This window comes from Pantoea sp. WEP, from assembly GCF_041678305.1.
GTDB lineage: Bacteria > Pseudomonadota > Gammaproteobacteria > Enterobacterales > Enterobacteriaceae > Pantoea > Pantoea dispersa.
Map to the genome: position 1 here is coordinate 335605 of NZ_JBGNXB010000001.1, position 20249 is coordinate 355853.

The 20249-nt window shown below is 60.1% G+C and carries 20 protein-coding genes; 13 read left to right on the plus strand and 7 right to left on the minus strand.

The genetic code is table 11. From position 1 onward, the window contains the following. Nucleotides 1-37: 37 nt before the first annotated feature. The 3 genes from hslO to ABVR31_RS01485 all read right to left on the minus strand — a co-directional run bounded on the left by hslO (nt 38) and on the right by ABVR31_RS01485 (nt 3718). Complete coding sequence (gene hslO, locus ABVR31_RS01475; RefSeq protein WP_125309867.1) at nt 38-910, minus strand: Hsp33 family molecular chaperone HslO; 873 nt, start codon at nt 908-910, stop codon at nt 38-40. Nucleotides 911-935: 25 nt separating this feature from the next. After that, nucleotides 936-1337: a ribosome-associated heat shock protein Hsp15 gene (hslR, locus tag ABVR31_RS01480; protein WP_021507413.1), complete on the minus strand. Its 402-nt coding sequence runs from the start codon at nt 1335-1337 to the stop codon at nt 936-938. A 239-nt stretch (nt 1338-1576) separates the two neighbouring features. Further along, nucleotides 1577-3718: an intracellular growth attenuator family protein gene (locus ABVR31_RS01485; RefSeq protein WP_021507414.1), complete on the minus strand. Its 2142-nt coding sequence runs from the start codon at nt 3716-3718 to the stop codon at nt 1577-1579. A gap of 398 nt (nt 3719-4116) precedes the next feature. Between ABVR31_RS01485 and nudE the strand changes: the two genes are divergently transcribed. Then, nucleotides 4117-4683 (plus strand): ADP compounds hydrolase NudE, encoded by a 567-nt coding sequence (gene nudE / locus ABVR31_RS01490; RefSeq protein WP_372771728.1) that lies wholly within the window; start codon nt 4117-4119, stop codon nt 4681-4683. Between the two features lie 83 nt (nt 4684-4766). On the opposite strand, the gene mrcA is transcribed toward nudE, so the two are convergent. Further along, nucleotides 4767-7316: a peptidoglycan glycosyltransferase/peptidoglycan DD-transpeptidase MrcA gene (mrcA, locus tag ABVR31_RS01495; protein ID WP_058759309.1), complete on the minus strand. Its 2550-nt coding sequence runs from the start codon at nt 7314-7316 to the stop codon at nt 4767-4769. 148 nt (nt 7317-7464) lie between these two features. Between mrcA and pilM the strand changes: the two genes are divergently transcribed. The 12 genes from pilM (at nt 7465) to trpS (ending at nt 17461) form a co-directional block, all read left to right on the plus strand. Next, complete coding sequence (pilM, locus tag ABVR31_RS01500; protein WP_058780181.1) at nt 7465-8274, plus strand: type IV pilus biogenesis protein PilM; 810 nt, start codon at nt 7465-7467, stop codon at nt 8272-8274. Then, nucleotides 8274-8816: a PilN domain-containing protein gene (locus ABVR31_RS01505; RefSeq protein ID WP_372771729.1), complete on the plus strand. Its 543-nt coding sequence runs from the start codon at nt 8274-8276 to the stop codon at nt 8814-8816. Before pilM ends, ABVR31_RS01505 begins: the two co-directional genes overlap by 1 nt. Continuing rightward, a complete protein-coding gene (locus ABVR31_RS01510; protein ID WP_372771730.1) occupies nt 8809-9297 on the plus strand; it encodes a hypothetical protein in 489 nt (162 codons plus the stop codon). The genes ABVR31_RS01505 and ABVR31_RS01510 overlap by 8 nt, the downstream gene beginning before the upstream one ends. Further along, nucleotides 9287-9667, plus strand: a complete 381-nt coding sequence (locus ABVR31_RS01515) for a HofP DNA utilization family protein (RefSeq protein WP_104094151.1) — start codon at nt 9287-9289, stop codon at nt 9665-9667. Before ABVR31_RS01510 ends, ABVR31_RS01515 begins: the two co-directional genes overlap by 11 nt. After that, nucleotides 9609-10868 (plus strand): DNA uptake porin HofQ, encoded by a 1260-nt coding sequence (gene hofQ / locus ABVR31_RS01520; protein WP_372771731.1) that lies wholly within the window; start codon nt 9609-9611, stop codon nt 10866-10868. Before ABVR31_RS01515 ends, hofQ begins: the two co-directional genes overlap by 59 nt. A gap of 481 nt (nt 10869-11349) precedes the next feature. Beyond that, complete coding sequence (gene aroK, locus ABVR31_RS01525) at nt 11350-11871, plus strand: shikimate kinase AroK (RefSeq protein ID WP_010617392.1); 522 nt, start codon at nt 11350-11352, stop codon at nt 11869-11871. A gap of 39 nt (nt 11872-11910) precedes the next feature. After that, nucleotides 11911-12999 carry a 3-dehydroquinate synthase gene (aroB, locus tag ABVR31_RS01530; RefSeq protein ID WP_021507422.1) on the plus strand — a complete coding sequence of 363 codons (1089 nt, stop codon included), beginning with the start codon at nt 11911-11913 and terminating at the stop codon, nt 12997-12999. A gap of 94 nt (nt 13000-13093) precedes the next feature. Further along, nucleotides 13094-14122, plus strand: a complete 1029-nt coding sequence (locus ABVR31_RS01535; RefSeq protein WP_371221911.1) for an SPOR domain-containing protein — start codon at nt 13094-13096, stop codon at nt 14120-14122. A gap of 96 nt (nt 14123-14218) precedes the next feature. Beyond that, a complete protein-coding gene (dam, locus tag ABVR31_RS01540) occupies nt 14219-15031 on the plus strand; it encodes an adenine-specific DNA-methyltransferase (RefSeq protein ID WP_021507424.1) in 813 nt (270 codons plus the stop codon). A gap of 65 nt (nt 15032-15096) precedes the next feature. Beyond that, nucleotides 15097-15780, plus strand: a complete 684-nt coding sequence (gene rpe / locus ABVR31_RS01545; protein ID WP_021507425.1) for a ribulose-phosphate 3-epimerase — start codon at nt 15097-15099, stop codon at nt 15778-15780. Further along, nucleotides 15764-16441: a phosphoglycolate phosphatase gene (locus ABVR31_RS01550; RefSeq protein WP_021507426.1), complete on the plus strand. Its 678-nt coding sequence runs from the start codon at nt 15764-15766 to the stop codon at nt 16439-16441. Before rpe ends, ABVR31_RS01550 begins: the two co-directional genes overlap by 17 nt. A gap of 15 nt (nt 16442-16456) precedes the next feature. Continuing rightward, nucleotides 16457-17461, plus strand: a complete 1005-nt coding sequence (gene trpS / locus ABVR31_RS01555) for a tryptophan--tRNA ligase (protein WP_058770971.1) — start codon at nt 16457-16459, stop codon at nt 17459-17461. A gap of 40 nt (nt 17462-17501) precedes the next feature. On the opposite strand, the gene ABVR31_RS01560 is transcribed toward trpS, so the two are convergent. The 3 genes from ABVR31_RS01560 to nirC form a co-directional block, all read right to left on the minus strand. Further along, nucleotides 17502-17948 carry a hypothetical protein gene (locus tag ABVR31_RS01560; protein ID WP_058759299.1) on the minus strand — a complete coding sequence of 149 codons (447 nt, stop codon included), beginning with the start codon at nt 17946-17948 and terminating at the stop codon, nt 17502-17504. 72 nt (nt 17949-18020) lie between these two features. After that, a complete protein-coding gene (cysG, locus tag ABVR31_RS01565; RefSeq protein ID WP_222951539.1) occupies nt 18021-19385 on the minus strand; it encodes a siroheme synthase CysG in 1365 nt (454 codons plus the stop codon). A 46-nt stretch (nt 19386-19431) separates the two neighbouring features. Further along, nucleotides 19432-20235, minus strand: a complete 804-nt coding sequence (gene nirC / locus ABVR31_RS01570) for a nitrite transporter NirC (protein WP_058780172.1) — start codon at nt 20233-20235, stop codon at nt 19432-19434. Nucleotides 20236-20249 lie beyond the last annotated feature (14 nt).

A 20249-nucleotide genomic window follows, 5' to 3' on the forward strand; every position in this document is an offset into this window, starting at 1 on the left:
GCGGAAAATACGGGCGGCGTCACCGCCCGTTTGCTGATTAATGCAGTTGATCGCTATTGCCGGAGGGAGCGTTACGGATAGCAGCAATATCCACGGCGTCGTACACGTAGTGTGTGCCGCAGTAGTCGCAGTGCATATCGATTTTGCCGTCTTCGGCCAGAATCTCATCCACTTCCTCTGGCGGCAGCGTTTTCAGCACTTCACCGCAGCGTTCGCGCGAGCAGGTGCATTTGAAGCTGACCGGCGCCGGATCGTAAACCGTGGCTTCTTCCTGATGATAGAGACGCCACAGTACGTCAGTCGCGGGCAGCTCAATCAGCTCTTCGCTCTTCACGGTTTCGGTTAACGTGGCCAGATGGTTGAAGTCATCCAGGTTGGGCTCCTGCGCGGGCAGCACCTGCAGCAGAATACCGGCTGCGCCTTTCTCGCTGGTGCGAATGAACAGGCGGGTTGGCAGCTGCTCGGAACGCATGAAGTAATCTTCCAGACAGCCCGCCAGCGTATCGGCTTCCAGGCCAACCACGCCCTGATAGCGCTCGCCTTTCTCAGGCGAAATGGTGATCACCAGATAACCGTTACCCACCATCTGCTTCAGGCTGCTGCCGGCGGCGATCTCCGCATCCTCTTTCAGCCGCGCCACGCCGCGCAGCTCCTGGCGATTATTCCCGTTGATCACCGCCATGCTCAGCGGGCCATCGCCCTGCAGCTGCACGGTGATGTCGCCGTCAAATTTCAGCGTAGCGGTGAGCAGGCTGGTGGCAACCAGCAGTTCGCCCAGCAGCGTTTTGACCGGCTCGGCGTAGTCGTGGTTCTGCACGATGTCGCGCCAGGTTTGAGATGCGTTGACCAGCTCGCCGCGCACGGCGACGTTTTCAAACAGGTAACGATGCAGTTGATCTTGAACAGACATAAGGTTTCTCTCGTTGGGGCGCGAGTTATTCATCGCCCGACAATTTAAATTTCAGCAGATCGCGGCGCTCCTTTTTATCCGGGCGGCGATCGGGATGCGGCATGGTCAGGGCATTCATTTTGCGCGCCAGCGCGTTCTTTTCGCGCTTTTCGATGCTGGCGGCCGTCTCCGCGTACATCTGCTGCGCTTCGCTGGCCGGACGCCGCTGGTCGCCGATGGCGGTGATGATCACCGTGCGCTCATCGTTGCCCTGACGCAGCGTCAGCTCGGCCTGCAGTTCGACCACTTTGCCCGGTTTGCTGCGCTGACCGTTGTAATGCACTTTGCCGCCTTCAATCATGTCGCGAGCCAGCGCGCGGGTTTTATAGAAGCGCGCGGCCCACAGCCATTTATCAAGGCGGACGCCTTCACTGGTTTTCTCTTTCATTGCGGCTCCTGCTGTTACGCTGCGTCGCGCCGTGTGGCGATCGGTCGCACATGGTCGCATGACGCCGGAAAGATGGACCGGGCCGGTGCCGGATACCCAAAGGTATGGGTACAACGTGATAAATCAAGGGCGAGGTGCCGTTGCGGGCTGCCGATCCATCGCCAATCCCTTAAGCGTAATCGGCATTTTGTTTTCCGCCCTGAAAAACAGGGCGACAGGGTAGCACAGAAGGCGGAGGGTCAGAACAGCGAGCGCACGCTCTGCATAGTGCTGAGGTTGTGGTTAAAGCACTTGTCGTAATACTGCTGAATCTGCGCCATACGCAGGCGGTTGCGGTGGATACGGCGCAGCGCCAGCAGGCCGTTGCTGACGGCGCTGACAATCAGCACCAGCATCAGCAGCGCGGTGCCCAGATAGCGCCACTGCGCCATGGCATCGGGCTCGTTGTGCAGGGCGATATGGCGCGTGCCGTTGGCATCGGTGGTAATGCTGGTAATGATACCGCTGGCGGCAAACGGCGTGTGCAGCAGCATGCCGGACAGGCGCTGCAGTTCGTGCCATTGTGAAGGGGCGTCGAGATCGAACAGCGCCACCGACGGCTGCGGCTGGTTCACCATCTGCCGGCCTTCGTCGCTAATGATCAGGAATCCGCCCGGCGGCGGGCTGTTCAGGGTTTCCGCCGCGCGACGCGTCTCCCGCGAGAAGAAGGTTGAGGTGGCGGTGTTCACCAGATTCTCCAGCGCTTCGGCGCTTACCGGGCGCAGCAGCACATTCATGCCGTTGAGCTTGCCGGAATCCGCACGGTGAATCAGCGTATCCCAGTCTTTGGCGTTACCGAGGTTGACCAGCGCATTTTTCAGGCGCACGCAGTCCTGCTGCTGGCTGCACAGCTGCTGGGTTTTCAGCACCAGATCGGAGAAATCATCCAGCAGAATCATGCCTGATTTCTGAATCGCGGACGCCAGCTGCGGGTTCAGTTTCGGGTCGGTGTTGGTTTCCGGATGCAGCTGCTGCGTGGTGGTCTCCAGCAGCGCGGCGGCTTTGTCGATGATGTCGGACTGCGGCAGCGGCAGCGGCGCAGCGTTGTTCCAGTAAATCGCCGAGCAGTCGAACGGCATGTAGCCGTAGCTGCGGTTGCTCTGGTAATTGCCCGGAACCGAGCACATGCCGGTGCCGCTCACTTTCAGGCTATCGCCAATGTGCAGCGGCAGGGCAGTGAGTTTATCGACGCTGTTCACTTCCACACTTTCGGTGCCTTTCAGCCAGGCGAGGCTGAGTTTGATCGGCATGCTGAGCGGAATCCAGCTCACCAGCATCACCAGCACCAGCAGCGAACCGCACGCCAGCACCAGGTTTTTACGCCAGCGCTGTACCGGGAAGTTGCGGACTTCATCCTGCAGCGACAGGAAGCGCCCCTGGCGTACCACCTGACGATTCAGGTAGATATCCACATCTGTCACCTGGCCCAGGTCGTGTGCCACATAAGGCTGCCAGTGTGCCGGATAGATTAAGTCGATGATGCCGAGCGAAATGTTGCTCTGCTCCTGATTGGATTCGCCAAACAGGCCCCAGCGCTTCGGTGCGCCGCGCAGACAGTGCACATCGCGCAGCCCTTTTTCACCGGGGAATCGGTACATAAACCACAGGCTGACAGCGACGATCGCGCCGGCGGGCAGCGCAATCCACAGCATCAGGCTGCCGGGCAGCACCAGGCTGAGGAAAAACAGCAGGAAGGCGCAGCAAATAGCGCTGGCTTCACGCGTGCCGTCGGCGCGCGACAGCTGATACTCTTCCGGCGACTCTTTGCGCACCTGCAGCAGCTCAACGTTTTCGCTCTCCTCTTTACGAATCGAAGCGTTGGTCGACATCGGCCGCACCAGCGGCGGTAGCGCCGGTTGTTCTACCGCATAGTTCACCAGCGAGTGGCCGTTGAGCGAGATCACCAGCGGCAGGGTCTGGGTGCGGATCAGCTCGACGTAGTTTTCTTCAGCGATGTACTGCTCCCACAGCGGCGGCAGATGCACCTCGACTTCATCCAGGTAGTAGCGCCATTTGTGGGGATCGTCAGTGGAAAGGCCGTAACGGGTGATGGAGCGGGTAACGGGATAAACATTATTGCTCTGTGCGGTCAGCGCCAGCGCTTCGGGTTCCCGTGACGATCGGGTCGATCGCCCGCTGCTGTGCTGACGCGCTTTACCCAGCGACGCAATATACTTCTCAACGGCAGCGCGTTCTTCATCGGTGAGTTTACGGCAGGGCGGACTGATAAACGGCAGTGGTTTCGCCAACGGCGGACGATGCCGCATAGCGTACCAGTAGCCGATTCCGGCCACTAACGAACAGGCCAGCATGACAGCCAGAATGACGATAAGAGTGCTCATGCTTTGCTCAATCCAGCCAAAAAACTGCCGTCACGTTTACGATGTGCTCCCGGTAAAACCTGCAATACGAGTCAATTTTGGCGAGCAGAAGTCATTCTGACAAGAGGCAAATGAAACAAAATACCGCGCAAAATCATTGTATTATAAATTTGTTAGATTATTCCTTAACGGGATGGTACTCACAAGCCCCTCAATTAAACATCGGTATTATCCGAATTTGCTGCTACCCCGTTGACTTATTGTGAAAATCTTACTGTGCAGATAACAAGAAGTTGTTAGCGGCAGCGGACAAATGTATGTCACCATGATTGACCCGCGCTGCGTGTCGCACAATGCCGCGGGCTTCGGTATGCTGACGTCATCGCGTTTCACAAGGCTGTGCTAAGTTTGAGGCTGATATGACCACTCCCCTGAAAAAACCTGACATCCTCAACGTGGAAGCGGTGGCCCGCTCCCGCCTGTTTACCATCGAAGCGGTTGATCTCGCCTTCAGCAACGGTGCGCGTCGCGTCTATGAGCGCATGAAGCCCTCCGATCGTGAAGCGGTGATGATTGTGCCGATCATTGGCGATGACGTGATCCTGATCCAGGAGTACGCCGTCGGACTGGAAACCTATGAGCTGGGCTTCCCGAAAGGTTTAATCGATCCGGGTGAAAGCGTTTTTGAAGCCGCCAACCGTGAGCTGAAAGAAGAAGTGGGCTTTGGCGCGCACCTGCTGGAAGCGCTGGGCAAACTCACCATGGCGCCATCCTATTTCTCCAGCAAGATGAATATCGTGGTAGCTGAAGGGTTGTACGAAGAGAAGCTGGAAGGGGATGAGCCGGAGCCGCTGATTGTACGCCGCTGGCCGCTCAGCAATCTGCTGGCGCTGCTGGAAGAGCCGGATTTTCGCGAGGCGCGTAACGTCAGCGCGCTTTTTATGGTGCGTGAGTGGCTGGTGAAGCAGGGGCGGTTGAGTTATTGAGGACACCTGGCGGCGCAATAAAAGGCGCGGACAGTCGCACGGGGCAAAAACAATAAGCCGGGGATTTCCCCCGGCTTTTTTGATCAAAACAGTTCGTGGCTTTCACCGTTGTCCATGATGGTGGTGCCCACATCATGCACCGAATATTCGGTCGGCTGGGTGCCGTTGATGAAGTACTCCTGACGGGTGTTGCCGCCACCGTTGGCCAGCTTGCCGGTGCTGCGGTCAATGGTCACCGTCACCACGCCGTCCGGCGGTGTCAGCGGCTGCACCGGCACACCATCCAGCGCCACTTTCATGTAATCATCCCATGCCGGCTGCGCACTCTTCGCGCCGCCTTCGTAGCCGGAGATCTGATCCGGAATTGCACCCGATACCGTGGTGCGACCCAGCGCGCGCGAATCATCGAAGCCAATCCACACCGACGTCACCACGCCCGGACCATAACCGGAGAACCAGGCGTCTTTGGAACTGTTGGTGGTACCGGTTTTGCCGCCGATATCGTTACGCTTCAGATCGCGACCGGCACGCCAGCCGGTTCCCATCCAGCCCGGTTCACCGAAGATGTTGGAGTTCAGCGCGCTCTTAATCAGGAACGCCAGCGGCGTGTTGATCACGTGCGGCGCGTACTGCTGATCGCCGGCCGGCTGCGGCTGCGCCGGTACCTGTTCGAGCTCGGGCTGCGGCACGGTCTGATTCTGCTGCTGATTCGAGGTGGCGACGTTTTCCACGCTCTCTTCATTCAGCGCCACCGACTTTTTGGTGTCGCCATAGATCACCGGCAGATTGCACTGCGGGCAGGCGATCTTCGGCTGCGCCTGGAAAATCACGCCGCCCTGTTCATTCTCAATCTTGGCGATGAAGTAAGGATCGACCAGGAAGCCACCGTTAGCCATCACCGCATAGCCGCGCGCCACCTGCATTGGCGTGAAGGATGCGGCGCCCAGTGCCAGCGACTCGGTATGGATAATGTTCTGCGCCGGGAAGCCAAAGCGCTGCAGATACTCAGCGGCGTAATCAACGCCCATGGCACGCATCGCGCGCACCATCACCACGTTTTTCGACTCACCCAGCCCCTGGCGTAAACGAATCGGACCCGCATAAGTCGGCGGCGAGTTCTTGGGTCGCCAGTCTGCGCCGGCGCCGGCATCCCAGCGTGAAATCGGCACGTCGTTGAGGATGGAGGCCAGCGTCAGGCCGCGGTCCATGGCGGCGGTATACAGGAACGGCTTGATGTTCGAGCCGACCTGACGCAGCGCCTGGGTGGCGCGGTTGAACATACTCTGGTTGAAGTCAAAACCACCGACCAGCGCGCGTACCGCACCGTCTTCCGGATTAAGCGACACCAGCGCCGAGTTCACCAGCGGCACCTGTCCCAGCCACCATGCATCCCCGACTTTACGTACCCAAATCTGCTGGCCAGCCTGCAGCACCTGAGTGACGCTGCGCGGCGTCGGGCCCTGCAGGGTGTCGGATTTATACGGACGCGCCCAGCGCACGCCGGCTAAGGTCAGCGAAACGCTGCTGCCATCTTTCAGCATGGCGGTGGCTTCGTCGGCGCTGGCGCTGGTGACCACGGCGGCATTCAGCGGACCGTAGACCGGCAGATCTTTCAGCGCGTTGACGATGCGGGTGTGATCCCAGCTGGCTTCGCCCACTTTCCACAGCACGTTGGTCGGACCGCGATAGCCGTGACGCATATCGTACGCCATCACGTTGTTACGCACCGCCTGCTGTGCGGCTTCCTGCAGATGGCGGGTCACGGTGGTATACACCTTGTAGCCATCGTCATAGGCGCTGTCGCCGTAGCGTTTCACCATCTCCTGACGCACGAGCTCGGTGAGATACGGTGCAGAGAAGGCAATTTCCGGGCCGTGGTAGCTGGCGGTCAGCGGCGTGTTGCGCGCGTCATTATACTGCTGCTGCGTGATGTAGTTCTGATCCAGCATGCGAGCCAGCACCACATTACGGCGCGCCAGCGCACGGGCGTGTGAATAGAGCGGGTTAAAGGTCGACGGCGCTTTCGGCAGGCCGGCGATCATCGCCATCTCACTCAGCGACAGCTGATCGACCGGTTTACCGAAGTACACCTGCGCCGCCGCACCGACGCCGTAAGCGCGATAGCCGAGATAGATTTTATTCAGATACAGCTCAAGGATTTCATCCTTACTCAGCAACTGCTCGATGCGAATCGCCAGGAAGGCTTCCTTGATTTTACGCATCAGCGTGCGTTCAGGGCTGAGGAAGAAGTTACGCGCCAGCTGCTGCGTAATGGTACTGGCGCCCTGCGAGGCGTGGCCGGAGACCAGCGCGATGCTGGCGGCGCGGAAAATCCCCACCGGGTCGACGCCGTGATGCTCATAAAAGCGGCTGTCTTCGGTGGCGATAAACGCTTTGATTAGCTCAGGCGGCATCTGTTGCAGGGTGAGCGGGATACGGCGCTTTTCACCGTACTGGGCGATCAGCTCGCCATCCGCGCTGTAAACCTGCATCGGGGTTTGCAGGCGCACATCTTTCAATGTGTTCACATCAGGCAGCTGCGGCTCTATGTATTTGTACAAACCATAAACCGTGCCGGCTCCCAGCAAAATGCAACACACTGCAAGGATCAATAAATACTTTACGAACTTCACCTGAGAATTCCCATCTGTTGGCGTTTGGGCAGTTTATAAACAATCGCGCGGTAGTATAAAGGCAAGCCTGACGCTTTGATATACCCGTCATTCTTCATGCAATGCGGGTAATCATCCTTTTTCCTGTAACGATAAGGAGATCGCGCGCATGGCTTTTCAGCGCTGGCAAATTGGACTGGACATCCAGAACGGGCAACTCTGCGCCCTTGGCATTGAACGACGCCGTCACGGATGGCAGCTGCGACACTGGTGGCAGCAGCCGCTGCCGCACGATACGTTACGCAACGGCGTGTTGCAAACCTCGCCAGTGTTACAGGAGATGTTGGTGCGCTGGCAGCGTCATTTACCCAGGCGCTACTCACTGCGCGTTGGCCTGCCGCCGCAGCTGGTGCTGCAGCGTACGCTGCCGTTGCCAGAGACCTCATTACGCGAGCCGGCGCTCAGCCGCTACGTTAACGCGTCCGCATCACGCCTGTTCCCGGTCGAAGCCGCCTCGCTGTCGCTGGATTACCGGCTGGGTGGCAGCGCCAGCCAGCTGCACGTCACCGCCGCGCGCCGCGACGTCATCGCCCAGTGGCTGGCGCCGCTGCAGCAGGCCGGACTGCGCCCCGACGTGTTTGAGCTGAGCAGTCTGGCGCTGACGCAGATCGCCATGCGCGTTCCGCTGCGCCCGCATCAGCTGCTGATCCATCCGCTCTGCGACCACTGGCTGTGGACGCTGGCCGGCGAAAATAGCGCCTGCGGCGCGGCGACCGAACCCCTGACGCTCGCTCATCTGCGTGACACCTTTCCCCAGGCACAAACGGTGTTCTGCACCTCACCGCAGGCGTTGCCGGAGGCGGAAGTGCAGCGCTGCAAGCCGCTGGCGCTGCTGCACTATCTGCAACCGCCGCTACCGGCAGAGGCGGGCGCGCTGGCGATTGCGCTTGGCCTGGCACTGCGTCCGGAGGATTACTGATGCTGGCGGTCAATTTGCTCCCGTGGCGGGCACAGCAGTTGCTGCTACGCCGCCAGCACAGTGTGGCGTTGCTGGTTGTCGTGCTGCTGGTAACGCTGTTACTCACGCTGCTGCTGTGGTGGCGCGCTGAACAGCGGCTCCAGCAGGCAGCCCGGCAGCACACCGATATGACCATGCAGCTCCAGCAGATACAGCAGCGGCTGACGCAACAGCAAACGCTGATGGCGCAGCGGGATGATCTGTTACGCAGGCAGCAGGCGCAGCAACAGCGGCTGCTGCAGCATCAACGCTGGCAGCAGTTCTGGCAGCAACTGCCCGCGCTGATGCCGGAGACGCTGTGGCTGAGTCGCGTGGAGCGGCGACAGGGGCAACTGGTGCTGGACGGCCTGGCGCAAAGCCTGGCTGATGTCAGTGCGTTCCGCCATCAACTGCAGACGCAACCGCTATTTGCGGCGGTGAAGCAGGGCAGCGTACAGCGTCAGGCGCAGGGAGATTACCGCTTCGCGCTGCGTGCCTGGCTGCAGGAGGCGACCGATGAATGAGCTCATCCAGCGCTGGCTGCAGCTGGCACTGACGTGGCGAATAGCCAGCCTGCAACTGCTGGCGCTGCTGTTACTCGGGCTGGCGTGGCTACTGCTGCTGCGTCCGCAACAGCAGCAATTCATCACGCTGCAACAGCAGCTGTCACAACTGGCGCAGCAGCACCAGCAACGTCAGCAGCAGCTGGACGCGCGACCGGCCATCGGACAGCTCCAGGCGGAGATCGCAACGCTGCAGCCAGCGGCAACGGCGGCGTCCGTATCGTTAGAGCAACTGGTGGCGGCGCGCGGCAATCAGCTCGAGGCCTGGCATCCGGACAGCCAGCCACAGCAGCTGGCGCTGCGTCTGAGCTGGCCGCAGTTTCTGCCGCTGTTCAGCGGGCTGGCTGCGACGGCGTTAGCGGTGCCACAGCGTTTTCAGCTGCAGGCGGAGCAGGGCGTGTTACACAGCGAGTTCTGGCTGGAGAGTGACGATGCGGAGTAGCGCACTGGTATTACTGCTGTGCAGCAGCTGGGCGCTGGCGCGCGATCCGTTCCAGCCGCTGGCTGCCAGCCAGTGTCAGGCGCCCGCTGCCGTACCGCACGGCTGGCGATTACAGGGCATCATTGGTCGCGCGCCGCACTTTGTGGCCTGGCTGGTTTCACCGCAGGGCAAACGTCAGCGGCTGAGCGCACCGGCTGCTTTTCCGGTGGCACCGTGGCAGGTGACCCAGCTCAGTGCACATACGCTGGTACTGAGCGCCACGCAGAGCTGTCCGCCGCAGCACATCACATGGGTAATAAAAGGAGGATTTTATGAAAAGGATGACGCTGCTGCTGTGGCTGGCGCTGAGCAGTCCGCTGCACGCCGCTGATCAGCCCCTGAGCCTGGTATTTGATGATGCGCCGGTCGAGCGCATTCTGCAGGCGCTGGCTGACTATCAGCAAACTAATCTGCTGATCGCGCCGGGCGTGGAGGGGCGGCTGTCGCTGCGACTCGATGACGTCGGCTGGGAGCGCGCACTGGCGCTGGTCACGCGGCTGGCGAAACTCACCGTGATCCAGGAGGAGGGCGTGCTGCTGGTCTATCCGGAGAGCTGGCAGCAGCGACAGGCACAGCAGGCACAGGCGGAGCGTGAAGAGAAGCAGCTGCAGGCGCCGCTTGAGCAGCGCACCGTCACGCTGCACTACGCCAGCGCCAGCGATGTCTACCGCAGCCTGCAGGCGGAACGCTCGCTGATGACGCCGCGCGGCAGCGTGACGGTGGATAGCCGTACCAACAGCCTGTTGCTGCGGGACAGCGCGCAGGCGCTGCGCGATACCGAGCGCTGGCTGCAGGCGCTGGATCTGCCGCTGGAGCAGGTGGAGCTGTCAGCGCACATTGTTACCATCAATGAAGAGCATCTGCGCGAGCTCGGCGTCAGCTGGAGCACCGCACCCGGCGATGTCGTCACCGGGGCGCTGCGCAATCCGCAGCTGCTGGTGCCGCTGGCGGTGAGCAATCCGGCGATACGCGCCGGCGTCACGCTCGGACCGATGAACGGCGAACTGCTTAATCTGGAGCTGAGTGCGCTGGAGCAGGAGAACCAGATCGAAATCATCGCCAGCCCGCGACTGTTTACCTCACACCAGCAGACCGCCACCATCAAGCAGGGCACCGAAATTCCCTACGAGGTGAAATCCGGTAACAGCGGTGCGACGGCGATTGAGTTCAAAGAGGCGGTGCTGGGCATGGAGGTGACGCCAGTAGTATTGGGCAACGGGCGCATTCAGCTCACGCTGCGGCTGAGCCAGAATATGCCGGGTCGCAGCCTGACGATGGGGGAAAGTCAGGTGCTGAGCATCGATAAGCAGGAAATCGCCACTCAGGTGACGCTGCGCGACGGTGAAACGCTGGCGCTGGGCGGTATTTTCCAGCAGCAGCGCACTCAGGGCGAAAAGCGCGTGCCGTGGCTGGGCGAGGTGCCGCTGCTCGGCAGTCTGTTTCGTCAGCAGACCGACGAGCGCAAAAAACGTGAGCTGGTGATCTTCATCACGCCGCGACTGGTCAGGGAAGCAGCGCTTACCGCCGGATAAAGCGGAAAATTCGCTCCATATGACCAACTGCGTTGACGCAGGGCAGGAATTAGCATACAAGGTTTAGCGATTTTAAAACGGTGTAACGGAACGCGGCAGGATAACCTTCCGGCGGGTGTCAGTGACAAGCGATACTGACATCGAAAGAAATATGCCCGAATTTTGGGTGGTACAGGACGTCAGCAACGGCACCTATTCCACAGTTTACGCAGGTAAGCTGTCGGGAGCGACAGGCCCAGCCAGCGCACCTGTAGCGCGCACAAGGATGGCAAAAAAGGAAGAGCGTTACCGTCTCGCGAACCACAGACCGGTCCTGTTTGAAGGTCGCCGGGGGCAATTTATTCGGTTGCCAAACGGCCATGAGTGTTGAGATAATTTTCCGTCTGACTCTTGCTAACGCTCATGAGGTCTCAGTTCCTGTCCCGCCAGCAATGTGCTGAACGCGGGGTATCATCAACGAATTCTTAGTAATACCGACAAAATGGCAGAGAAACGCAATATCTTTCTGGTTGGGCCGATGGGTGCCGGCAAAAGCACTATTGGTCGTCAGTTAGCTCAGCAACTCAATATGGAATTTTTCGATTCCGATCAGGAAATTGAGCGACGTACCGGAGCGGATGTAGGCTGGGTATTTGATGTGGAAGGCGAAGCCGGTTTTCGCGATCGTGAAGAGAAAATCATCAACGAGCTGACCGAGAAACAGGGCATTGTCCTGGCGACCGGTGGCGGCTCCGTCAAATCCCGTGAAACCCGTAATCGTCTCTCCGCCCGCGGTGTGGTCGTCTACCTCGAAACCACCATCGAAAAGCAACTTGCCCGCACTCAGCGTGATAAAAAGCGTCCGCTGCTGCAGGTTGACGAACCGCCGCGCGAAGTACTGGAAGCGCTGGCTGGCGAACGTAATCCGCTTTATGAAGAGATCGCTGACGTCACCATTCGCACTGACGATCAAAGTGCAAAAGTTGTCGCCAATCAGATCATCAACATGCTGGAAAAAAATTAATCCAGCACCCTGAGGGCTCAGCAATAGGTATCGGTCATCATGGAGAAGATCACTGTCTCACTGGGGGATCGCAGTTACCCCATCACCATCGCTGCCGGACTGTTTAACGATCCGGCTTCTTTTTGGCCGCTGAAAGCCGGCGACAATGCCATGCTGGTGACGAATCAGACGCTGGCACCGATCTATCTGGACAAACTCGCGACGCTGCTGAGCAACGCCGGGGTGAAAGTGGATCAGGTGATTCTGCCCGACGGTGAGCAGTACAAAACGCTGGCGGTGATGGACGAGGTTTTCACCGCGCTACTGCAGAAGCCGCACGGCCGTGACACCACGCTGATTGCGCTGGGCGGTGGCGTGATTGGCGATCTGACCGGTTTTGCTGCCGCCAGCTACCAGCGCGGCGTACGCTTTATTCAGGTGCCGACCACCTTGCTGTCGCAGGTTGACTCCTCGGTCGGGGGCAAAACCGCGGTGAACCATCCCCTCGGTAAAAACATGATCGGTGCTTTCTACCAGCCGGCTTCGGTGATCGTGGATACCGACTGCCTCACTACGCTGCCGCCGCGCGAGCTGGCCTCCGGTCTGGCGGAAGTGATCAAATACGGCATCATTCTCGACGGTGAATTTTTCCAGTGGCTGGAGCAGAATCTTGATGCGCTGCTGGCGCTGGATAACACCGCCATGGCTTACTGCATTCGCCGCTGCTGCGAGCTGAAAGCCGACGTGGTGGCGGCCGATGAGCGTGAAACCGGCCTGCGTGCGCTGCTCAATCTCGGTCATACTTTTGGCCATGCGATTGAAGCGCATATGGGTTACGGCAACTGGTTGCACGGTGAAGCGGTTGCGGCGGGCATGGTAATGGCGGCGCGCACTGCTGAGCGTCTGGGTCAGTTCAGCGCTGCCGATACTGACCGCATTATTGCGCTGCTGCAGCGTGCTGGCCTGCCGGTTAACGGCCCGGCCAGCATGACGGCAGAAGCTTATCTGCCGCACATGATGCGCGATAAAAAAGTGCTCGGCGGCGAGCTGCGTCTGGTGCTGCCTCTCGCTATTGGCCGCTCCGAAGTGCGTGGCGGCGTGGCGCATGATATGGTGCTGGCTGCGATTAACGATTGCAAAGTATCTTGATTATCCCCGGACTACGTCGGGCTGCTGTCCGGCGGGGGAACAGTGAGCAGTGATGCGGCACGTGGGAAGCGTGCCGTTTTACGGAGGAGGCTAAATGGATGAGTTCAAACCGGAAGACGAGTTAAAACCTGACGCCAGTGACCGCCGTCCCACGCGGCCTCGCAAATCGTCTTCTGCGCCGAAAGCGAAAGTACCGGTTTCCCGTCAGCATATGATGATGGGCATCGGCATTCTGGTGCTGCTGATTCTGGTGCTGGGCATTGGCTCCGCGCTGACCGGCCCGGACGAGAAAAAACCGGCCAGCAACAGCGCCAGCACCGGTAGCGCGGCACCGGCTGGCGGCGGCAGTGAAAAGAATATCGACCTGTCAGGTTCAACCGCCATGAGCGGCCAGCAGAATGCCACGCCGTCGGCTGAGGGCAGTGCGCCGCAGAATACCGCTGGTAACGCCGCACCCGCCAGCAGTGACGGTCAGTCAATCTCCATGCCGTCTGTCTCCTCCACGCCGACTCAGGCAGCACCGGTTGACACACCGGCCAACCAGCAGCGCGTAACGCTGCCGGGCGATCTCAATACCGCGCTGAATAATCAGCAGGGTTCCGTTGATGCCGCGGCGCAGGGCGCACAGGGCAACAGTTCGCTGCCTACCGCACCGGCAACGGTCAGCGGCAGCGCCGGCAAAGCGGTCACGCCGCCGGCGGTACGCGCTGAGACGCCACCGCGCAGCCCTGGTGCCAGCAGCGGCAGCAGCCACAAAACCCCGGCTGCCAGCAAACCGGCCGCAGTGAAAGAGAACAAAACGCACACCACCACCGCGCACAACAGCGCACCGGCCAGCAGTGGCGGTGCCAGCAAGTCGCTGCCATCGGGCGGCAACTACACGCTGCAGCTGAGCGGGGCGTCGAAAGAAGCGAGCCTGAACGCCTGGGCGAAGAAACAGAATCTGAGCGGTTATCACGTGTATAAAACCACGCGTAACGGCCAGCCGTGGTACGTGCTGGTGAGCGGCACTTATGCCACACCTGCCGAAGCCAAACGTGCGGTAGCTTCACTGCCGGCGGAAGTGCGTGCGGCGAACCCGTGGGTTAAACCGCTCAGCCAGGTGAAGAAAGAGAGCCAGTAAGTGATGTGGGGTCGCGTTGCTGCGGCCCCGTTCTAAGCGCAGATCTGCTGTCGGTTTCGCCACAGCCAATAATTAAGATGTAATAGCCACGACAGCATGAAGAAAAATCGCGCTTTCCTGAAATGGGCCGGAGGGAAATACCCGCTGCTTGACGATATCCGTCGTCATCTGCCACAAGGTGATTGTTTAATCGAACCTTTTGTCGGCGCCGGTTCCGTATTCCTCAACACCGATTATGACCGTTATCACCTGGCGGACATCAACGGTGATCTGATCAATCTCTACAATATCGTCAAAACGCGCACCGCCTCGTTTATTGAAGACGCGCGCCAGCTGTTCAGCGCCAGCGGCAATACGGCGGAAACCTATTACGCCCAGCGTACGGCGTTCAACGCCAGCACGGATACCTATCAGCGCGCCGTGCTGTTTCTTTATCTTAACCGCCACGGTTACAACGGCCTGTGCCGTTACAATCTGCGCGGTGAATTTAATGTGCCCTTTGGTCGCTATCGTAAGCCGTACTTCCCGGAAGCCGAACTGTTATGGTTCGCCGAGCGCGCGCAAAAAGCCACCTTTGTCTGTGAATCGTACGATGTTACTCTGGGCAACGCCCCTGCAGGCTCAGTGGTTTATTGCGATCCGCCGTACGCGCCGCTGTCGGCGACGGCTAATTTTACCGCTTACCACACCAACAGCTTTAGCCTGCGCGAGCAGCAGCATCTGGCGGAACTGGCCAGTAAGCTGGCGCAGGAGAGCCGCATCCCGGTACTGATTTCAAACCACGATACCCTGCTGACGCGCGAGTGGTATCAGCATGCGGATTTACACGTAGTTAAAGCCCGGCGTTCCATCAGCCGAAGCATAAGTGGTCGCACTCAGGTTGACGAACTGCTGGCGCTTTTCCGCTAGCCTGTTTCGTCCGCGACCAACGCATCACGCCAGCTCCGGCTGGCGCACAAAATTGGGAGATTCGGATGAAACAATTTTTACTGGCCCCATCAATCCTTGCCGCTGATTTTGCCCGCCTGGGCGAAGATACCGCTAAAGCGCTGGAAGCCGGTGGCGACGTGGTGCATTTCGATGTGATGGATAACCACTATGTTCCCAATCTGACCATGGGGCCAATGGTGCTGAAAGCGCTGCGCGATTACGGCATCACCGCGCCCATCGATGTGCATCTGATGGTCAAACCGGTCGATGCGCTGATCCCGGAATTCGCCAAAGCGGGTGCCAGCTTCATTACTTTCCATCCCGAAGCCAGCGAGCACGTTGACCGTACGCTGCAGCTGATCAAAGAGCACGGCTGTAAAGCCGGTCTGGTGTTCAATCCGGCAACGCCGCTCAGCTATCTCGATTACGTGATGGATAAGCTCGACATCATTCTGCTGATGTCGGTCAACCCAGGTTTCGGCGGCCAGTCCTTTATTCCGGGCACGCTGGATAAACTGCGCGAAGCGCGTCGTCGCATTGACCAGAGCGGTTATCAAATCCGTCTGGAAGTGGATGGCGGCGTGAAGATCGATAACATCGGTCAGATCGCGGCGGCCGGTGCCGATATGTTTGTTGCCGGCTCGGCGATCTTCGGTCATCCGGATTACAAGAAGGTGATCGATGAGATGCGCAGCGAACTGGAGAAAGTTAATGGCTCATTTCACTGATATCCGCGCGCTGGCGTTCGATCTCGATGGCACGCTGGTGCACAGCGCGCCAGGCCTGGCACAGGCGATCGATCTGGCGCTGGCCGATTTGCAGCTGCCGCCCGCGGGCGTTGAGCGCGTCTCAACCTGGATTGGCAACGGTGCGGACATCATGATGGCGCGGGCGCTCAGCTGGGCGCTGGGCCGTGAGCCGCAGGCCGACGAGCAGCGCGACGCGCGTGCGCTGTTCGACAAGCATTACGCCGCAACGGTGGAAGCCGGCAGTACGCTGTTTCCACAGGTGCAGGAGACGCTGGCTGCGCTGCATGCCAGCGGTCTGCCGCTGGCCATCGTCACCAACAAACCCACACCGTTTGTTGCTCCGCTGCTGCAGTCGCTCGGCATTGCCGACTACTTTTCTCTGATCATCGGCGGCGACGATGTTGTGGTGAAAAAACCACATCCGGCGGCGATTTTCCTCGTTCTCGGCCGTTTCGGCGTGCTTCCAGGACAATTGCTGTTTGTCGGTGATTCGCGCAATGATATTCTCGCTGCCCAGGCGGCGGGCGTGCCAAACGTTGCGATGACCTTCGGCTACAACTACGGTGAGCCGATTGCCACCAGCCAGCCCGATTTAACACTCGATACTTTTAGCGAACTTTTGCCCGTTCTCGGGCTGTGATTATCAGGACATAACATGAGCAAACCCATCGTTTTCAGCGGCGCCCAGCCTTCCGGTGAACTGACCATTGGCAACTACATGGGTGCGCTGCGTCAGTGGGTGCAGATGCAGGATGATTTCCACTGCATTTACTGCATCGTCGATCTGCACGCCATCACCGTTCGTCAGGACCCGGCCGCGCTGCGCAAAGCCACGCTGGATACGCTGGCGCTGTACCTTGCCTGCGGTATCGATCCGGAAAAAAGCACCATCTTCGTGCAGTCGCACGTACCGGAGCACGCCCAGCTGAGCTGGGTGCTGAACTGCTACGCCTACTTCGGCGAGCTGAGCCGCATGACGCAGTTCAAGGACAAATCGGCACGTTACGAAGAGAACATCAACGCCGGCCTGTTCGATTATCCGGTGCTGATGGCGGCCGATATTCTGCTGTATCAGACTAACCAGGTGCCGGTCGGCGAAGACCAGAAGCAGCACCTTGAGCTGAGCCGCGATATCGCCGCGCGCTTCAATGCGCTGTATGGCGACGTGTTTAAAATTCCTGAACCGTTTATTCCGAAGTCCGGCGCGCGCGTGATGTCACTGCTGGAGCCGACGAAGAAGATGTCGAAATCCGATGACAACCGCAACAACGTGATTGGTCTGCTGGAAGACACCAAATCGGTGGTGAAGAAGATTAAGCGTGCAGTGACCGACTCGGAAGAGCCGCCGGTGGTGCGTTACGACATCAAAGAGAAAGCGGGCGTGTCTAACCTGCTGGATATCCTGTCAGGCGTGACCGGTAAGTCGATTGCGCAGCTGGAGCAGGAGTTCGAAGGCAAAATGTATGGTCACCTGAAAGGCGCGGTGGCAGATGCTGTGTCTGAGATGCTGACTGAGCTGCAGGAGCGTTATCATCGTTTCCGCAATGACGAAGCGTTCCTCAACCAGGTAATGCGCGATGGCGCAGCGAAAGCCCGTGCGCATGCCCAGGAAACGCTGAAGAAAGTGTATGACGCCGTAGGCTTCGTGGCGCAGCCATAAGCCGGTTTGCCGGGGCGCAGCACAACGCGCCCCGCAGGCTTTACTTCACCCGATGCAGCGTCAGCTCTGCGCCATCCCAGAATAGCCGCGCGTTGCCGTCGGCCAGCACGCTCAGTACCGCGCCCGGTGCCGGTCCCCACGCCTGATTGCCACAGTGCACGTTGAAGCCATAGCGAAAGCTGAAATCACGATCCTGTCCGGCCCCGCTGGCGGCACTCAGGCGCGGTTTGCCCTGGCAATTGTCGGTCGCCGGATTGATGCCGCGTTCGGCAGTACCGCGCGTCCAGCTAATCGCATTGGGTTTAAACGCCACGCGCGCGCCCATAAACTGCGGATCGTTTTTGATGTAAATCTGGCCGTTCTCCTTTTTCGGCGTCACGGCAACCACCTGCCATTCGCCCGTGACCGTTGACCACGTCACCGGGGCGGCACTCACCGCCACGCTCAGCGGCATCAGCAGCGCCGCGGCCAGAGAAATAATGCGCATGGAAACTCCTTGTGATTGATTTGGCTGCTCAGTCTGGCGGCAAAGCGCAGCGCTGTACAGTGTTTTACCGCATCAGAACCAGCGCAGCTGCGTGCGCAGGCTGACCACGCGGCCCACAATGATCAGCGCCGGACTGGCAAACTGCTGTGCCAGCGTCGCCAGCTCCTGCAGCGTGGCGCAGGCGACGCGCTGCTGCGGCGTGGTGCCGTGCTGCACGATAGCCACCGGCATCGCTGCGTCCATCCCGTGCCGTAACAGCTGCTGCTGAATGTCGGCCGCCTGGCTGAGGCCCATATAAAACACCAGCGTCTGCTGTTCCGCCGCCAGTTTGCCCCACTCCATTTCGCCGTGCTGCTGCAGATGGCCGGTGACGAAGCGCACGCTCTGGGCATGGTCGCGGTGGGTGAGGGGAATACCGCTGTAGGCGGCACAGCCGGAGGCGGCGGTGATGCCCGGCACCACGCTGAATGGGATGTTATGCTGCGCCAGCACCTCCAGCTCTTCGCCGCCGCGGCCAAAAATAAAGGGATCGCCGCCTTTGAGGCGCACCACACGCTTGCCGCGCTGCGCCTGCTCCAGCAGCAGCTGGTTGATTTGTTCCTGCGGCACGCAGTGATGGCCCGCCTGTTTACCCACGAAGAGGCGTTCGGCATCGCGCCGCACCAGATTAAGAATCGGCTCCGATACCAGCCGGTCATACACCACCACATCAGCCTGCTGGATAGCCTGCAACCCTTTCAGCGTCAGCAGACCGGCATCACCCGGCCCGGCACCCACCAGCACGACTTCGCCCTGCTGCGTCAGCGGCGCCGCAAACAAGGCATCGACCTGTGCGGCCGCGCGTGCCCGATCGCCGTTGGCCAGCGTTTGGGCCAGCCGATCGCTGGTAAAGAAGCGCTCCCAGAAGGCGCGGCGTGGCGCCATGGCGCTAAAATGCTGCTTCACGCGCTCGCGCAGTGAGCCCGCCAGCGCAGCCAGTTCGCCGAGATGCTGGGGCAGCATCGCCTCCAGCTTCTCGCGCAGCAGACGCGCCAGCACCGGCGCGCGACCACCGGAAGAGACGGCGATCATCAGCGGCGAGCGGTCGACGATCGACGGCATAATGGCGCTGGCCTGCTGCGGCGCATCCACCAGGTTACAGAAGAGGCGGCGCTGTTCGGCGGCGTCAGCCACCTGCTGATTGACGGCATCATCGCTGGTGGCCGCAATCGCCAGCCAGCATTCATTCAGCCAGTCATCGGTGAATGCGCCGTGCAGTAACGTCACTTTTCCCTGTTGAGCCCACAGCTGAAACGCCGGGGAAAAATCCCGCGCGCCGACGTACAGCTCTGCGCCGGCCTCCAGCAGCAAACGCGCTTTACGTTCAGCCACATCGCCTGCGCCAACCAGTAAACAACGCTTGCCTTGCAGCCGACAAAACAGCGGAAAGTAATCCATAGCGAATCCTGAAAAAAAGCCCGCACGGTGCGGGCTGTGGAAGGGATTATACCGATTTCAGCGGCGAAGCCTGGGCTTGCGTCTGCGGGCGCTGCGCCTGCGGCGTGGCATACCAGTAGCCCAGGCCCATCAGCACCATGCCGGAGAACATATTGCCGAGCGTCACCCACAGCAGGTTGTGGCCGATGCCGCTCAGCGTCAGGTCGGCGCTGTGCTGACCAAACCACGACAGCGCAAATACCGTCATGTTGGCGATGGAGTGCTCGTAACCGGAGGCGATAAACGCCAGCAGGCACCACCAGATAGCGATGAACTTCGCGGCCCCTTCGCTGCGCACCGCCATCCAGATCGCCAGACACACCAGCCAGTTGCACAGCGCGCCTTTAAAGAACAGCGCCATCGCCGTCTGCGTGGTTTTTGCCAGCGCTACGCTGTGGATCAGCGAGCCGGCGTTCGGCAGCAGCGCACCAGCGGCGTAGTAGTAGAGCAGGGCGACAAACACTGAGCCGATCAGGTTACCCAGCCAGGTTTGCGGCAGCACGCACCACATCTGGCCGTGGCTGATGGTGCCGGCTTTGACGCCCACGGTGAGGAACATGGTATGACCGGTAAACAGCTCGGAACCGGCGATGATCACCAGCGTCAGGGCAATACCGAAGGTGGCGCCCATCAGCAGTGGACGATATGCCGGGTCCGCCAGGTTACCGAGGGTGAAGATCAGGATGATCGCCAGGCCAACGTAAGCGCCGGCCATCGCCGATCCGATCCAGAAGGCCAGCGGGCTGTGCTGCGCGGTGCGTACAATGCGCGCCGCATTGGCGGCGCAGGTGTTCAGGGTGTCAGAAAACATAGTGACGTCTCATA

Excerpts from the sequence above, each read along its gene's own strand:
- ABVR31_RS01485 (WP_021507414.1), bottom strand. The coding sequence starts at position 3,718 with ATGAGCACTCTTATCGTCATTCTGGCTGTCATGCTGGCCTGTTCGTTA.
- ABVR31_RS01535 (WP_371221911.1), top strand. The coding sequence starts at position 13,094 with ATGGATGAGTTCAAACCGGAAGACGAGTTAAAACCTGACGCCAGTGAC.
- ABVR31_RS01505 (WP_372771729.1), top strand. The coding sequence starts at position 8,274 with ATGCTGGCGGTCAATTTGCTCCCGTGGCGGGCACAGCAGTTGCTGCTA.
- ABVR31_RS01510 (WP_372771730.1), top strand. The coding sequence starts at position 8,809 with ATGAATGAGCTCATCCAGCGCTGGCTGCAGCTGGCACTGACGTGGCGA.
- nudE (WP_372771728.1), top strand. The coding sequence starts at position 4,117 with ATGACCACTCCCCTGAAAAAACCTGACATCCTCAACGTGGAAGCGGTG.
- aroK (WP_010617392.1), top strand. The coding sequence starts at position 11,350 with ATGGCAGAGAAACGCAATATCTTTCTGGTTGGGCCGATGGGTGCCGGC.
- rpe (WP_021507425.1), top strand. The coding sequence starts at position 15,097 with ATGAAACAATTTTTACTGGCCCCATCAATCCTTGCCGCTGATTTTGCC.
- dam (WP_021507424.1), top strand. The coding sequence starts at position 14,219 with ATGAAGAAAAATCGCGCTTTCCTGAAATGGGCCGGAGGGAAATACCCG.
- hslR (WP_021507413.1), bottom strand. The coding sequence starts at position 1,337 with ATGAAAGAGAAAACCAGTGAAGGCGTCCGCCTTGATAAATGGCTGTGG.
- trpS (WP_058770971.1), top strand. The coding sequence starts at position 16,457 with ATGAGCAAACCCATCGTTTTCAGCGGCGCCCAGCCTTCCGGTGAACTG.
- ABVR31_RS01560 (WP_058759299.1), bottom strand. The coding sequence starts at position 17,948 with ATGCGCATTATTTCTCTGGCCGCGGCGCTGCTGATGCCGCTGAGCGTG.
- ABVR31_RS01550 (WP_021507426.1), top strand. The coding sequence starts at position 15,764 with ATGGCTCATTTCACTGATATCCGCGCGCTGGCGTTCGATCTCGATGGC.
- cysG (WP_222951539.1), bottom strand. The coding sequence starts at position 19,385 with ATGGATTACTTTCCGCTGTTTTGTCGGCTGCAAGGCAAGCGTTGTTTA.
- pilM (WP_058780181.1), top strand. The coding sequence starts at position 7,465 with ATGGCTTTTCAGCGCTGGCAAATTGGACTGGACATCCAGAACGGGCAA.
- nirC (WP_058780172.1), bottom strand. The coding sequence starts at position 20,235 with ATGTTTTCTGACACCCTGAACACCTGCGCCGCCAATGCGGCGCGCATT.
- hslO (WP_125309867.1), bottom strand. The coding sequence starts at position 910 with ATGTCTGTTCAAGATCAACTGCATCGTTACCTGTTTGAAAACGTCGCC.
- aroB (WP_021507422.1), top strand. The coding sequence starts at position 11,911 with ATGGAGAAGATCACTGTCTCACTGGGGGATCGCAGTTACCCCATCACC.
- hofQ (WP_372771731.1), top strand. The coding sequence starts at position 9,609 with ATGAAAAGGATGACGCTGCTGCTGTGGCTGGCGCTGAGCAGTCCGCTG.
- ABVR31_RS01515 (WP_104094151.1), top strand. The coding sequence starts at position 9,287 with ATGCGGAGTAGCGCACTGGTATTACTGCTGTGCAGCAGCTGGGCGCTG.